At 37.6% G+C, this 15,553-nt stretch carries 12 protein-coding genes and 1 other annotated feature; of the genes, 5 read left to right on the top strand and 7 right to left on the bottom strand.

Annotation, left to right across the window (positions count from 1 at the left end):
* Positions 1-63 precede the first annotated feature (63 nt).
* Positions 64-579, bottom strand: a complete 516-nt coding sequence (locus C7D97_RS04060; protein ID WP_105300845.1) for a sigma-70 family RNA polymerase sigma factor — start codon at positions 577-579, stop codon at positions 64-66.
* A 515-nt stretch (positions 580-1,094) separates the two neighbouring features.
* Here C7D97_RS04060 and C7D97_RS04055 point away from each other — a divergent pair.
* From C7D97_RS04055 to C7D97_RS04045, 3 genes are all read left to right on the top strand, one after another.
* Positions 1,095-1,781 carry a peptidoglycan amidohydrolase family protein gene (locus C7D97_RS04055; RefSeq protein WP_105300844.1) on the top strand — a complete coding sequence of 229 codons (687 nt, stop codon included), beginning with the start codon at positions 1,095-1,097 and terminating at the stop codon, positions 1,779-1,781.
* 90 nt (positions 1,782-1,871) lie between these two features.
* Positions 1,872-2,063 (top strand): DUF1659 domain-containing protein, encoded by a 192-nt coding sequence (locus C7D97_RS04050; RefSeq protein ID WP_105300843.1) that lies wholly within the window; start codon positions 1,872-1,874, stop codon positions 2,061-2,063.
* A 14-nt stretch (positions 2,064-2,077) separates the two neighbouring features.
* Complete coding sequence (locus C7D97_RS04045; RefSeq protein ID WP_105300842.1) at positions 2,078-2,296, top strand: DUF2922 domain-containing protein; 219 nt, start codon at positions 2,078-2,080, stop codon at positions 2,294-2,296.
* A 732-nt stretch (positions 2,297-3,028) separates the two neighbouring features.
* Here the strand turns inward: C7D97_RS04045 and C7D97_RS04040 are convergent.
* The 6 genes from C7D97_RS04040 to C7D97_RS04015 form a co-directional block, all read right to left on the bottom strand.
* Positions 3,029-4,504 carry a nucleotide sugar dehydrogenase gene (locus C7D97_RS04040; RefSeq protein ID WP_105300841.1) on the bottom strand — a complete coding sequence of 492 codons (1,476 nt, stop codon included), beginning with the start codon at positions 4,502-4,504 and terminating at the stop codon, positions 3,029-3,031.
* An 871-nt stretch (positions 4,505-5,375) separates the two neighbouring features.
* Positions 5,376-6,110, bottom strand: coding sequence for a cyclase family protein (locus C7D97_RS04035; protein ID WP_105300840.1), 735 nt, complete (start codon positions 6,108-6,110; stop codon positions 5,376-5,378).
* Positions 6,110-7,270 (bottom strand): cobalamin-independent methionine synthase II family protein, encoded by a 1,161-nt coding sequence (locus C7D97_RS04030; RefSeq protein WP_105300839.1) that lies wholly within the window; start codon positions 7,268-7,270, stop codon positions 6,110-6,112. Before C7D97_RS04030 ends, C7D97_RS04035 begins: the two co-directional genes overlap by 1 nt.
* Before the next feature lie 138 nt (positions 7,271-7,408).
* Positions 7,409-7,643: a binding site (T-box leader), on the bottom strand.
* A gap of 1,126 nt (positions 7,644-8,769) precedes the next feature.
* Positions 8,770-9,303: a 5-formyltetrahydrofolate cyclo-ligase gene (locus tag C7D97_RS04025; RefSeq protein ID WP_105300838.1), complete on the bottom strand. Its 534-nt coding sequence runs from the start codon at positions 9,301-9,303 to the stop codon at positions 8,770-8,772.
* A complete protein-coding gene (locus tag C7D97_RS04020) occupies positions 9,293-10,285 on the bottom strand; it encodes a YihY/virulence factor BrkB family protein (protein ID WP_240308887.1) in 993 nt (330 codons plus the stop codon). Before C7D97_RS04020 ends, C7D97_RS04025 begins: the two co-directional genes overlap by 11 nt.
* Positions 10,254-12,176 (bottom strand): alpha/beta hydrolase family protein, encoded by a 1,923-nt coding sequence (locus C7D97_RS04015; protein ID WP_105300837.1) that lies wholly within the window; start codon positions 12,174-12,176, stop codon positions 10,254-10,256. The genes C7D97_RS04020 and C7D97_RS04015 overlap by 32 nt, the downstream gene beginning before the upstream one ends.
* A 168-nt stretch (positions 12,177-12,344) precedes the next feature.
* Between C7D97_RS04015 and hpf the strand changes: the two genes are divergently transcribed.
* Together hpf and C7D97_RS04005 are read left to right on the top strand one after the other, a co-directional pair.
* Complete coding sequence (gene hpf, locus C7D97_RS04010) at positions 12,345-12,884, top strand: ribosome hibernation-promoting factor, HPF/YfiA family (RefSeq protein WP_105300836.1); 540 nt, start codon at positions 12,345-12,347, stop codon at positions 12,882-12,884.
* Between the two features lie 1,095 nt (positions 12,885-13,979).
* Positions 13,980-15,149 (top strand): IS110 family RNA-guided transposase, encoded by a 1,170-nt coding sequence (locus C7D97_RS04005; protein WP_105300835.1) that lies wholly within the window; start codon positions 13,980-13,982, stop codon positions 15,147-15,149.
* Positions 15,150-15,553 lie beyond the last annotated feature (404 nt).

Raw genomic sequence — 15,553 nt, 5'->3', positions numbered from 1 at the left:
GGAGAGGGAGAGAAAACTTCGTTTTCTTACCCCTTATATCGAGTGGAGTCGTGACATCTTTTTTTATTTTTCTCCCACCATTATTTCTCTCATTTCTTTTAGGCCCATGCTTATTCTGTTGAAGACTGTTTTGGTGGAGATGTTCATTATTTGGCCTATTTCTTTGTTTGTTAAGTCTTTGTAGAATTTTAGTTTTAGGATTTGGGAGTTTTTCTTGTTTATTTTTTCTAAGTTTTCTAGGATTTCCTTTTTCTTTTCTTCTGCCATTATTATTTCTTCTGTATCTTCTTCTGCTTCGAGGAGGTCTATTATTGAGTTGTTTTCCTCGTTCTTTTCGTAGATAGAGCCTGGTCTTGGAGTTTTGGCTTTGTCTAAGAAATGGTAGCGGAGGAGGTTTTTGAGGTAGTTGCCGAAGGTGCCTTTACTCTCATCGTATGTCCCTATGGCATCTATAAGAATCATTCTTGCTTCGTCTATGGATTCTTCTTCTTCAAAGGCACCAAATTGTTTGACTGTCTTTAGTATTAGCGGCTTGTAGGCTGCTAGTATTTTCTCGGAATTGTCCAAAGTTATTTTCATAATATTTCCTTTCCGAGAGCTCTCTTTGTGTCGACACCTACATAATAGACTATTTGGAAAGAAAAGTTTAATTGGATAAAGTGCTCTTATTAGGTCTTAATCTGCCTAAAAGTCATTTATGAAATAAAAACAGACAATAAAAGTCCAGAAGCCTAATCGGGAAGATTGGGCTTATTTTTCTATATATAAGTGAAAGGAGGTTTAGCCTTTAGGCAAAAAAATAAAAAAGAAAGGAGTGGCGCACTTTCTGTCTTCTCTCATAACATTGGACTTATGAGACTAGAAGAAGAGGACTTGTGTCTTTTGATTATGGAAGGATTTTCCATCGCATAATCATCAGAACATCCTAAGCCGAATAAGATATGGACATCATTAAAATTATTAGTGAACTAGGCTTTCCTGTGGCCATTTGTCTTATTTTAATCTTCCAAATCAATGGGAAGATAGACAGGATATTGATCGATACTAATGAGATTAAGAAGAGCCTGGCCTAGGGCCAGGTCAGAGGAGGATTTATGACAAGTGTTGATAGAATGATTGCCTTCGCCTTATCCAAGCATCACAAGGTGACCTACTCAATGTCCTATCCCCAAAGGCTGGGGCCAGAGGCTTTGGACTGTTCGTCCTTTGTCTATTATGCTTTGATAGCTGGAGGCTTTCTCCCAAGGGGGACGAGGGTTGGCAATACTGAATCTCTATATAAGCTTAAGGGAAGAGTTTTTAGGGAGATTTATGATTATAGGGATGTAAGAAGGGGAGACATATTCATAAGAGGAATCGAGGGCCATTCCGCCGGGGCCTATGGCCATACGGGGATATTTCTAAGGAAGGGCTCCATAATTCATTGCAACTACACTAACAATGGTGTTTCAATAAACGATGAGACTTCCTTTATAGGATATTATCTAGATTGTAGGAGATCAGCCGAGGAGAGATACTTTAGACCTGTTGGGAAAATCTCTCCAAGTAGGGGAGTGTGGAAGAAGGGCTGTGCCCTAGTCCATGCTATAACTAATGTTAGGGAGAGACCCTCGACAAATAGTGCTATCATAACCCACTATTGTCCTGGAGATAAGATATATTATGATTATCTGTTAGAAAATGAAGGATATTTTTGGCTATCTTATATAGGAAAAGACAGTGGACTTAGAAGATATGTCGCCTACAAAGACAGCGATGGCAATACTTGGATAGATATCTAGAAAAAAATAACAAAAAAGTCGGGAAGATTTGACGAAAAATTCTATATATAAGTGTAGGGCCTACAAAATAAGAAAATTAAAGGAGAAAATATGAAATTAAAAATTGTTTATGACATCGTAGAAGAAATAAGTGGGAAGGCAAAGTCATTATCTAGGACATTTTCAAGCCTAGTAGAAGGAGTAGCAGACGAAGGCCTAAAGAAATTCGCCCAAGCCTATGTGGCTTTGACTAATGCGAACGAGCACAAGGCATACAAGATAGAAACAAGAGAACTAGCTTAAGGAGGTAATAGCATATGACTAAAAGACTAAAACTACAATTCGCAGACGAAAAAGGAACAAAAAGAATGATTTCAATCGACAACCCAAAAGAGAACATCGATGATGCAGGAGTAAACCAAGCTATGGATGAAATCATAGCATCAGAAACACTCGCCACCAAAGACGGCAAGGTAAGTAGAAAAGTAAAAGCCTACTTGGAAAATGTAGAAACTCAAGAATTTAATATTGGATAAGTGAAAGGAAAAAACACCAGCCTGCGGGCTGGTGTTTTTTGATGGGGAAGTCTTCTATTGGGCCACTGAAGGTGGAGCTATTGTTTGAGTTTATCTCAAGGTATATTCTTTGTTATTTTGATATTGGTAAATGCTAGAGATTTCTCCATTCACTTCGTTCAGTCGAAATAAGGGAAGAGGAGAGAAAACTTCATTTTCTTACCCCTTATATCTAATGGTTCTGGTCACAATGAACGTTAGTGAATTGATGACAGACCTTAATCGAGGCTTTGCGAGCATGAGACGAAGTCGAATCCGCAAACTACCGTCGAGCGTAGTCGAGATATCTCGTACCATAATCTGTATTTTTTTTAAAAAAAATTTCCTTACATGCCACCTCGACAGAGCTTCCACGAGGAAGCGACGAGAGGTCTACAGAACCTTGGGACATGTTTGGTTGGAGATTTGGTTATTTAGATATTTACGTAGATAACTTTAACTTTTATAACTACATGTCATCATAGACTGGAGATCTCTCGACAAGCTCGAGATGGCGGTAATTGTTTGCTTGCTATAATTACAAGTTTTTAATTATTTGTAATTTTAGTACAACACATGAGACCTCTCCGCTTCGGTCGAGGTAAGGGAAAAGGAGAGAAAACTTTGTTTTCTTTCCTCTTATATCGAGCGTAAGTCGAGAGATCTATTTAATTTACCTACCGTCGAGCCTAGTCGAGACATCTCAAAAATCTTCTAGTCTCTCTTAAATATATCCCTAGTATATACCTTATCTATCACATCGTCCAGGCTGTCGTCGTATCTGTTAGCTATTATTGCCTGGCTCATTTTTTTGAATTTGCTTAGGTTGTTGACTACTAAAGATCCGAAGAAGGTGTCTCCGTCTTCTAGGGTTGGTTCGTAGATTATTACCTTTGCTCCCTTGGCCTTGATTCTTTTCATAACTCCTTGGATGGAGGATTGGCGGAAGTTGTCTGAGTTTGACTTCATGGTTAGTCTGTAGACTCCTATGACGCAGTCTTTTTCCATTTCTGGTTGGTACTGGTCGTCTGAATTGTAATCGTAGTAGCCTGCTATGTTTAGAACTTGATCTGCTATGAAGTCCTTTCTGGTCCTGTTGGAATCGACAATTGCGGAGATCATGTTTTGTGGGACCTTGTCGAAGTTTGCTAGAAGCTGTTTAGTATCTTTCGGCAAGCAGTATCCACCATAACCAAAGGAAGGGTTGTTGTAGTGGGTGCCGATTCTTGGATCGAGACATACTCCGTTGATGATCTCTTCTGTATTTAGTCCCTTGCTTTCAGCGTAGGTATCAAGTTCGTTGAAGTAGGATACGCGAAGGGCGAGGTAGGTGTTTGCGAAAAGCTTGACTGCTTCAGCTTCTGTAAAGCCCATAAAGAGGGTAGGGATGTCCTTTTTGATGGCGCCTTCTGTAAGAAGGGAGGCAAAGATTTCTGCCTTGTCCCTACTTTGATCATCACAGGATACAATGATTCTTGAAGGATAGAGATTGTCATAAAGGGCTTTGGATTCACGGAGGAACTCTGGGCTAAAGATAATATTATTACTCTTATATCTTTCTCTAATCTCTCTAGTGTAACCAACTGGGATGGTGGATTTGATAATCATAGTAGCTTCTGGGTTTACCTTAAGGACAAGTTCTATTACATCCTCTACAGCAGAGCAATCGAAGAAGTTCTTCTTGCTATCGTAGTTAGTAGGGGCTGCGATTACTACAAAGTCTGCATCCTTATAGGCAGCTTCGCCATCTAGGGTTGCTCTTAAATTTAAGTCCTTTTCTTTGAGATATTTTTCTATATAATCATCCTGGATAGGGGAGATCTTATTATTAATCTTCTCTACCTTTTCTTCTACAATATCAACTGCAGTAACTTCATTGTGTTGGGATAGGAGAGTCGCAATGGATATTCCTACATATCCAGTTCCTGCAACGGCAATTTTGTAGCTCTTGTTAGCTTTAATCTCTTTTTCGTATGTTTCTTCCTCAAACATATCGACTACTTCAAAGTCCAAGACTCCTCCTATGGCTTGAAGCTGGTCGATAGAAGGTGTGTAGTCGCATGATTCCAAACGACTGATCATAGCCCTGTTGATACCAGTAGTATCAGCAAGACTTTTTTGAGTTATTCCTTTTTCTTTTCTCTTGTTAATGACAGTATCTGCCAATTTTTCTATAGATAATTTTTTCATTTTGCCTCCTAACTTTTCTGATGGATATATGATATCAGTGATGGGGTTATTTGTCAATATAGATAACAAGATAAGGGATATGCTTGAAAAAATGTACTTGAAATGATGTTTTGAATAACAATCTGTTAATTGTAATTTTGATTTAATTGTAAGATTTAAAATAATTATGATTTTACTATAACTCGGGAGGCTTCTCCAGTCCTCCATGAGCCGGACGGGCTTTTTTCGAAGCAAGGTTGCCCTCCTGATGGGCCACTGTTTGTCTGAAAGACAAATAGTGTAGTGCCCTTTGTTTCGTAGGAACAAAGGGCAAAAGAAGGCCGAATGGCGTTCTAATTATTTAGAAAGCTAGCTTTCCCACCTTACCCTAGTGTCGAGCGTAGTCGAGACATCTCTTATAATATAAATTCTTTTTTATTAGAAATTTCCTTATTTCCCCACCTCGACAGAGCTTCCACAAGGAAGCGACGAGAGGTATACAGAACCTTGGGACGTGTATGGTTTTAGAATATGTTATTTAGGTATTCACGTAGATAACTTGAACTTTTATATCTACATGTCTTCATAGACTGTAGATCTCTCACATTCGTTCGAGATGGCGGTAATAGTATAGCTTGCTATAATTCTAGGTTTAAAAGAATTATTCTTTTACTATTTCTCGGGAGACCTCTCCGCTTCGGTCGAGGTAAGGGAAGAGGAGAGAAAACTTCGTTTTCTTACCCCTTATCTCGAGCGTAGTCGAGAGATCTCATATAATTTATATAACTTCTAGCTTAGTGGAGTCATATGTATTTTTTCTTTTCATTTTTCCCCACATGAAAAGCCCGGGCTTTGCCGGGCCTTGTAGGAGATATTAAATGTTTGTAATTGTTTAGTATATTGCGTTAACTTCTGCGGAAAATCCTGAGACTTCTGATATTTGTGGGTAGGAGATTGTTATTATTGCTCCTGTTTGTGGGAGTTTGTCTAGATTTGTTAGGACTTCAACTTGGTATTTGTCTTGGCTTAGCCAGTAGTATTCTGCTTCTAGGGCCTTGTTTTCGTAGAGTTTGAGGCCTGAGTCGGTGTTTAGGGTTTCGTGGCCTATGGCTGTGACGTTTCTTTCTTCGTTTAGGAACTGTAAGGCTTCTAGGGACCAGCCAGGAGTATGCTCGATTCCTTTATCGTCCTTGTTTATGAAGGCGTCTTTGTCGCCAAACTTCTTGGACCAGTCGGTCCTTAGGGCTACGAAGGACTTAGCTTCGATCTTTCCATTTTCTTTTTCGAATTCTTGGATGTCTTCTTTTGTGATCTCGTAGTCAGGGTTTTCTCCTACTTTATTAGAGATATCTATTACATATAGGGGAAGGAATCTTTCGGCAAAGGGGATTTGGAGGAGATCTCTTGTGCCTTTGGCGAAGTGGTTTGGGGCGTCGATGTGGGTGCCGTATTGGCTTCCTATTGTAATTTCGTTACCCCAAAATCCGTCTTCATCTATTGTAGCTATGTCTTTAGTTCTTAGTTCGTTAAAGGCCTCGAAGTGGGGGATGTCACTTGTTACGACATGACTTAGGCTTATCCACTTCTTATCTTTTAGTTCTCTTAATAGCTTGGAAGTATCTGTCATTATTCACCCCAGAATTCTTCTGCAATCCTGTGTCCTTGATCGATTTTGGCCCATTGTTCTTCTTCTGTAAGCTCGTTTCCACAGTCACATGAAGCGAAACCACATTGGTGGGAGAGGTAGAGTCTGTCTTTGTCGATGATTTTGCTAGCTTCTTCTAGAAGGTTAATGGCTCTTTTCTCATCGTCTAGGGTGTTGGTCTTGCTTGATAGAAAGCCTAGGACGATTTCTACGTTGTCTCTGTTGTTGAAGGCTTCGAGTGCCTTAACTGATCCAGCTCTTTCGTCGTCCCATTCTAGGTAGAACCTATCGTATTTTAGATTTTTGAAAAATAGGTCGGCGATTGATTCATATGTTCCATCTGAGAAGTTTCTAGATGAGTAGTTACCTCTACAGTTGTGGGTGTAGACTGTAAGGCCATGCTCGTGACCGTAATCGATTAGTTCGTTGTTGATGTCGATGTATTTTTGGGCAAGGGCTAGGTCCTTATCAAGGTCAGTTTGGTTGTTATCGTATTGGTTTTCCTTGTTTTCCTTTGCGAATTGTTCCCAAAGACAGTCATCAAATTGGATAATTTCTCCACCAGCGTTTTTGTAGTCGTTTAGGAATTCCTTGTAGGCTTGGATTAAATCCTTGATGAAGTCTTCTTCTGACTTGTAGTAAGAAGACTCTTCCACAAATCCAAAGTTTGTTAACTCGCCATAGATATGAGATGGGGAAGGGATGCATTGTTTAACCTCAGCTCTTCCATCGACAAGGTCCTTTAATCTTTTGAAATGGTCGATAAAGACGTGGTTTTTGCCAGAAATCTTGCCGGTGATTTTAATCCCAATATCTTTTCTTGTCTCAAACTTCTCATCAGAATCTTTTTCTCTGAAGAAATATCCAGTCTTGTTGATGAATCTCTCGCATCCATCTAGTCCCCAAACGAAGTCAAGGTGCCAGAGGGACTTAGAATATTCACCATCTGTTACTTGAACGAGCCCGTGGTCGAGTTCTTTTTCGACAATCTCTGCTACCGACTTATCTTCACATTCCTTGTAACCTGGAAGGTCGTCGTAGAAAGGATAGGTGATATCTTCTCTTCCTTCAATTTCTCTCTTGTATTTTAGTAGTTCTTCGTTTCTTAGTAATGATCCAACAGTTAAAAATCTTTTTGACATATTAATTTACCTCTTTAATATTTTCTAATAATTTTATACCATGCATAATATATTTGGTATATAGGAAGGGACAGGTTAACAATTTGGCGCCATTAGAAAATTTAACTATGTATCCTTATATCAAAAAAAGCTCCGTCCCCAAAGGACGAAGCTTAAAGCTCGTGTTACCACCTTAATTTATATTAATCTTGCGATTAATAACTCATCGGGTACAAACATACCCTATCGCTATAACGTGCGAACACGTCTTGCCTTAAATATCGGGCAAGAAACTCAAAGGCCATTTTCAATTCGACTTTTCTAGACTATTCTCACCAACCATAGCCTCTCTGTGTAGGTCCATCAAATCTACTTTTCTTATCATAGTTTGTTTTCTTGATTCAAATTATACATGGGCTTTTGGAACTTGTCAAATAAAAATGAAATAAAAAAAGGGGGGGATAGGAAGATTGAGATAAAGGGATTTGTTTTTTTATGGACTTATCTAGACCGAAGTCGATATATCTCATTCACATTACCCTTATGTCGAGCGTAGTCGAGACATCTCTATGGATTTTGTTATTTTCTTATTTACGTAGATAAGATGAACCTTTATATCTAAATGTCATCTTAGACTGTAGATCTCTCACATACGTTCGAGATGGCGGTAATTTCTGTTTAAGTCTACCTCAAGATATGTACTTTGTTGTTTTGATATTGGTAACTGTGTGAGATTTCTCCATTCACTTCGTTCAGTCGAAATAAGGAAAAAGAAGGAAAGCAAGCTTTCCCCCCCCTTCCCTAGTGTCGAGCGTAGTCGAGACATCTCTTACAATATAGTTTCCTTTTTATTAGAAGTTTCCTTATTCTGCCACCTCGACAGAGCTTCCACTGGGAAGCGACGAGAGGTCTACGGAACTTCGGGACGTGTTTGGTTGGAGATCTGGTTAATTAGTTATTTACGTAGATAACTTGTACTTTTATATCCAAGTGTCATCATAGACTGGAGATCTCTCGTCGCTCATTCCATTCGCTCTGTCGAGATGGCAGTAATTGTAGTTTTGATTTAATTATGAGTTTTAAAATAATTATGATTTTACTTCTACTCGGGAGGCTTCTCCAGTCCTCTATTAGCCGGACGGGCTTTCTTCGAAGCAAGGGAAAAGGAGAGAAAACTTCGTTTTCTTCCCCCTTAGATCGAGCGCAAATCGAGATATCTCTTTGGATTTCGTAGATAACTTGAACTTTTGTATCCACGTGTCATTATAGACTGTAGACCTCTCGTCGCTACGCTCTGTCGAGGTGGCGGTAATTGTGAGAATTACTACAATTCTGGTCCTGAAAGAATTATTATTTTACTATTTCTTAAGAGATTTCTCCATTCACTTCGTTCAGTCGAAATAAGGGAAAAAAGAAGGAAAGCTAGCTTTCCCACCTTACCCTAGTCTCGAGCATGTCGAGAGATCTATTTAAATTACCTACTGTCAAGCCTAGTATAGACATCTCCTTTGATATCTTTCTTAGAACAATCCTTCTTCTGTAAGTATATAGTCCAGGGCCATGTCGTATTCTTCTGTTGGGATTTCTATTGATTCGAAGGGGCTCATGAATAGGCCTAGGCTTGTTGTTTTGCTCTTTTCTAGGAACTTGTCGTAGTAGCCTCCTCCGTAGCCTATCCTATGTTTGCTTTTGTCGAAAGTGAGTCCTGGGATTAGGCTTAGGTCTGGGTTTTCTATTGAGATATCTGATCTTGTGGTTTTTATTTTGAATTTTCCCTCTACTAGGTCTTCGTATTTTTCTAGTTTTTTTGCCTTCATTTCTTTTCCTTCTATGAAAGGCACGTAGATTTCCTTGCCGTCTTCTAGGGATTTTCGGATGATTTTTTCTGTATTTATTTCTTTATCCATCGATACATAGACAAAGATTGTGTTTGCATTTTTGTAAAGGTCGGTTTTTATTAGGTTTTGGTAGATTTTCTCTGAATATTCCTCGATTTTTTCCTTTCCCATCTCACGACGGAGGTTTAGGAAGAATCTTCGCATTTCATTTTTCATTCTTATTTTTCCTTATCAATTTGATTATTTTATCCTTAAGGGAAGATTTCTCTTTTGCATTGGTGTTTTTGTCAAAATAGTCTTCCTTGTATCCTTCCCTGTAGGCTGCTATACATTCTGCTCCTAGGATTAGAATGGTTGATACCATTAGTAGCCAGATAAATAGGGCAAGGATTCCTGCAAGTGCTCCGTAGACAAGCGATTGGTTGGAGAAGTTGTTTACGAAGTAGGAATAGATAAAGCTTGCTATAAATATGGCGACTGTTGCAAATAATCCTCCACAGAAGGCTTCCTTGACGCTTATTCTGTTGTTGGCCTTGGAAGGGGAGTATCTGTAGAATACTCCGACAGCTATGGCCATTATGAGAAAGGGAAGGACAAAGGTTATTAGCTTAAATATTGGCGATGATATCATATCTAGGGCTTTTTGGATATTTGTGCCCAAGTGGATGTTGAGTTTGCCTATGATATGGGCATTAAATATTTTCAATATACTAGTTCCATATATTTGAAATATCAACATAAAGACTATCAAAATTATAAAGATGAGGGTAAAGATTACGCTCATTAGTCTTTGTTTGATGGCTTGTTTTTGTTTGTGGAGTCCATAGGCATGATTTATCGCATTTACTAGCTTGTTGATACCACTTGTCGCAGACCATAGGGCAAAAAGTATCGTCAAGGTGGTTACTGTTGGAGATTGGGAGGAGATAAGTAGGATATCTATCACTTCCGCTATTAGCTCTATTGTTGTATTGGGTAAAAAGTCCAAAAATCTATATATGATATCCTCTCTACCTGATATAAAGTAGGACAGTACACTTACGAGAACCATCATAAGTGGTATGGATGCTTGTAAGAGGTAGAAGGATAGACCTGCAGAGTAGGTCATTATGTCATGATTTGCTACCCTGTTTATTAGATTTAGGAAAAACTTTTTTGTCTTAGGCTTATTTTGACTCATCTTTGAGATACTTATCAAACCACTCTTTGATCGATTCTAGTCTCTTGATCCTGCCCTTTGGTTTTCCAGATCGAGATAGTTCGTGATTTTCGCCATGGAAGATATACATCTTAGTATCTGTGCCATTTTCCTTGATTCTAGTATACATTTGAAGCCCTTGCTCTAGTGGACATCTGTAGTCTTCGTCAGAGTGGATGAATAAGGTCGGAGTTGTGACCTTTGGGGCGTATTTGATTGGAGATTGGTCCCACATTTTATCTAGATTGTCCCACATATCGCTTGCTGTCTGATCAGGAGCGAAGTAATATCCAATATCTGATACTCCATAAAAGCTTGTCCAGTTTGAGATAGATCTTTGGCTACAAGCTGCCGAGAAACGGTCGGTGTGACCTATGATCCAATTTGTCATAAATCCACCGTAACTTCCTCCATAGACTCCCATTTTGTCTGTATCAATTTGTGGGTATTTTTCTATGGCAAGGTCGGTAAAGGTCATGAGGTCATCGTAGTCGATATCTCCGTATCTACCACGGATGTCGGAGAACTTGACCCCTCTACCGCTTGATCCGTGTGGGTTGGTGTAGATTACCATGTAGCCTGCTGCTGCAAACATTTGGTGCTCGTGGTGGAAGATGTCAGAAAACTCTGTCTTTGGTCCACCATGGACAGAAAGAAGGGTTGGATATTTCTTATTCTTATCGAAGTCTTTTGGTAGGAGGACGTATCCGGTAAGTTCGTCTCCATTTGATATGAAGTCAAAAGTCTCAATAGGGAGGACTTCTGTTGGCACTTTGTTTGTTATAAGAGTTTCACCTGTAGACTTTTTCTTAAGCTCAGATAGACTACTAGCTCCCATAGCAAGGTAGTATATATCATTATCTGCTAGGACGAAGTCTTCAACGCCTTCTAAGATTTCTTCTCTGATATCACCAGCATGACTAATAGATAAAAGTTTGGACTTCTCACAGTCAGTAACTACAAAATATAGCCTGTCGTCCTTTACAGCGAAGGTCTTAGATGAGCCGAATCTTGCATCAGTACCTATAGAATTACCAAAGGCCATATCGAAATCGTCTGGGCTTATTTTTTCATAAGCTCCCTCAAAGTCACATGAATAAATAAAACAATCTTCATTGACCCCGCCCTTTTTCATATTACTTGCCACAAAGATTATCCTATCTTCGATAAATCTCGCAGTATAGTAGGAGAATTCGTTCTCTATTAGAAGAGTTGTTTCCCCTGATTTTGTATCGAGAAGAAGGAGGTCTTCCTTAAGCTCCATTACAGAATTATCTGTGTAATTACCCCCAAGGAGAAGGATTTTGCTATTATCCTCATTTATATCGACAAAGTATAGATTATCCTTTGCCTTAAGGTCTTTAATCAATTCAAGCTTATCATTTTCTCTATCATAAAAATATAGGGCAGAGTCCCTGTCTTTAATAAAGCCAGCGCCATTTAGGTAAAAAGGTAGCTTGTCGATTTCCTTAAAGTAGGAGTCTTCCTTATCCTTTTCCTTATCTTCCTTACTTATTTTATCCTTAGCCTTTAGGAGAAAAAGGTCATCTCCTAAGTGTTTTATCATATCGACATCCTTGTCAATAGCAAAGTACTTATGTCCTAGACCCGTACCGTCTTTTACATAGAAAATATCAGACTCGTCTGTGGATTCTTTCTTGTAGACAATATTAGAATCCTTGTTAAAGGTAGAAATTTGTGACTTGTTGTCATCAGTAATCTGATAGTTCTCCTTAGTTTCGGTATCATAAATCCATAAATTGCTATCGTATCTATTTTCCTTATAATTTCCTATAGTCTTCTTGTAGGAAATTTTTCTATAATCATCTGAAATATCTAGGCTAGATAAGAATTCATAGTCTAAGATATCTCTTAATTTTGTATCTTTCATTCTTACTCCTTTACATATCTTTCTTCATTATACTTTATTAAAAATATCAAACACTATTATTAGTAATATTAAGGATAGAAATCATAAAAAAAGTGATTAATTATTCTAAGAAAACGTTTATTAATTGTAATTATGGGTAAAATAATAAAAAGACAATAGGAGGGTATTATGAAATTAAATTTAATAGCCAAGAATTTTACACTAACAGACGATATCAGAAATGAATCTATAAAGAAATTTGATAGGCTAGATAAATACTTCCATGACCAACAAGAAATGGATGTTAGGTTTGCCAAAGAAGGAAATGACTTCGTAGTTGAAACTACAGCCTTCCTAGATAATGGTAGAATCCTAAGATCTGAAACCAGTGATGAAACTTATCCAACAGCAATCGATAGAAATATCGACGGTCTGCTCCGCCAAATAAGGAAGAATAAGACAAAACTTATGAGAGATAGGCAAAGCGGAGAAAGCATAAAGTTCGAAAATCTAGAGCCTTATGAACAAGAGGAAAACGATGATAATATAAACATCAAAAGAGTAAAGGAAATCCACGTTAAGCCAATGTCAGCCGAGGAAGCAATCCTACAAATGGAACTTCTAGACCACAATTTCTTCGTATATCTAGACAGTGAAGATGCAGACGTAAGAGTAGTATACAAGAGAAGAAAAGGAGACTACGGACAAATCATTCCTAGGCTTAAATAATATATAGAAGATAACTTATACATTATAAAACTTATAGATGGAAGGAAGGCCCCTAGGGGCCTTCTTTTCTTGAGGGATTTTCTTTTGTGATATTTAGCTTCCCTACCCACCCTTATCTCGAGCGTAGTCGAGAGATCTCATCACGTTCCCCTTATGTCGAGCGAAGTCGAGACATCTCTTTGGACTTTGTTAGTTATGTATTTACGTAGATAACTTTGACTTTAATATTTACGTGTCATCTTAAACTGTAGATCTCTCACATTCGTTCGACGGTAGTTTGCGGGCTCAGCTAAACTTCGCCTCGCAAATCCTCGATTAAGGATTTTCATCAGTTCGCTATGCTCACTGTGACAACTCCATTAGAGATGGCGTAAATCCTGTTTAAGTTTATCTCAAGGTTATACTTTTCTGTTTTGATATTGGTAAAAGTGGGAGGCTTCTCCACCTTGGTCGAAGCAAGGGAAGGAGAGAGAAAACTTCGTTTTCTTTCAATCCCTTATCTCAAGCGTATATTCTCCTATCCCTTATCTCGAGCGTAAGTCGAGAGATCTATTTAATATACCTACCGTAGAGTGAAGTCGAGATATCTCTTACCATATAATGTATTTTTTATTAAAAATTCCCAATTCCTCCACCTCGAACTTTAGGTGAAAGGTCTACAGAACTTTGGGACATGTTTGGTTGGAGAGTGTGGTAGTTATTTATTTACGTAAATAACTTTGACTTTTATATTTATGCGTCATCTTAGACTGTAGATCTCTCGTCGCTCATTTCATTTGCTCTGTCGAGATGGCGGTAATAGTATAGCTTGCTTTAATTCTAGGCTTAAAAGAATTATACTTTCACTATTTCTCGGGAGACCTCTTGTATCATATAACTATAGTCATTCTATGGAAAAAACAATGGAATACTATACATTAAACATAGTGTTGTGGAATGTGTGAGATCTCTATAGCTTTGACTATTTCGCGGAGACTACAACCACATAACTATGTTTTTTTGTTAATTAGTTAGATATCGCTAGACGATTTATTGTACAAGGATACGAGACATAACTTATGTGGAAGCACAACAATAATTTTAAAGGAGTTTTCTATGATCTATTTGGGTATTGATGTTTCTAAATTTAAGCATAACTGCTATCTTGCTGTTGAGGATAATTTTGATAAAGGGTGTCATTTTGAAATTAAGAATTCAAGAGATGGTTTTGATTTTTTACTAAAAAAACTTTCTGATTTTGATAAGGATAAAATTAGAATAGGATTAGAATCCACCGGTCACTATCATCTCAATCTTTCAAGATTTCTACTAGATTTGAATTTTAACATTCATTTCTTTAACCCTTATCAAACTAGTCTTTACAGAAAGGCTGATAGTTTTAGAAATACAAAAACCGATAAGGTTGATGCTTTCTTCATTGCAAAGCTTCTAAGAGCTACTGACTCTAATCCTACTCACAATGAATTGTATCATAATTACGAACTTAAGTCACTAACTAGATACAAATCTTCTTTAAAAAGTGATAGGGTTAAGTTAAAGAATGCTATTGTAAGCCACTTAGATTTAGTATTTCCTGAATTAAGTAGCATCTGCAATGATGTATTTTGTAAATACACTCTAGAGGTATTAAAAGAATATCCATCTGCAGATAAGATTGCTAAGGCAAACTTAACAAGGTTAAGCAACATAATTAAAAAAGCTTCTAAAGGAAGTCACTCTAAAGACAAGGCAATAGAGATTAGGAATGCTGCAAGAAGGTCAATAGGGATTGATTCATCTGCTGTATCTTTTAGATTAGTTCAAGATATTAAATCCTTGGAATTCTTATGTAAACAAATCAAAGAAGTTAATGAGGAAATTAAGCCTCTCTTAGATTGTTTAGATAGTCCAATAATGAGTATACCTGGTGTAGGAATAGAGATAGGCCCTAGTCTAATAGCTGAGATTGGAAACATAGAAAAATTTGAAAATCCAAGTAAACTATTGGCTTATGCAGGTCTAGATCCATCAATCAGTCAATCAGGAACAATGCATTCAAACTATAGTAGTATGAGCAAAAGAGGTAGTTCATACTTAAGAGATGCTCTATTCATAGCCGCATTTTTAATATGCCAAAATGACGAAACATTTAGGATTTACTATGAGAAAAAGAAAAATGAAGGTAAACACCATTACGTAGCCCTGACACACGTAGCCAGGAAATTAACTAGAGTAATATTTCACCTTCTAAATAGAAATCAGAAATTTGTAAGCCAAACGTCCTAAAAAGATATGAAATTTAAAGAAAATTTTAAGCTATCAAAAACGATAGCTTATTTGTCATGCCAATAATTCGTTATTTAACCTAACGGAAGTCAATTCTTGATGAATAAATTAAGTTTTTATTCAACTTTTTATGAATTTTAATTTGTTAATTTTTTTAATTTTCGACTTGACTTCCGATAGTTAGTCTCCGCTGCGGTCGAGGTAAGGGAGAAGGAGAGAGAAAACTTCGTTTTCTTTCAATCCCTTATCTCGAGCGTAAGTCGAGAGATCTATTTAATACACCTACCGTAGAGTGAAGTCGAGACATCTCTTCTTGTTTTTACCTATTTTCATCTATAATTTCCTTATAATTAATAGTGTATTTAAATTTTGTGAAAAATGTCAAAGAAGTATTTTTTTATCGA

It is taken from the genome of Anaerococcus marasmi (assembly GCF_900290195.1).
GTDB classification, from domain to species: Bacteria; Bacillota; Clostridia; order Tissierellales; family Peptoniphilaceae; genus Anaerococcus; species Anaerococcus marasmi.
This window is presented reverse-complemented; position numbering and strand designations above follow the sequence as displayed.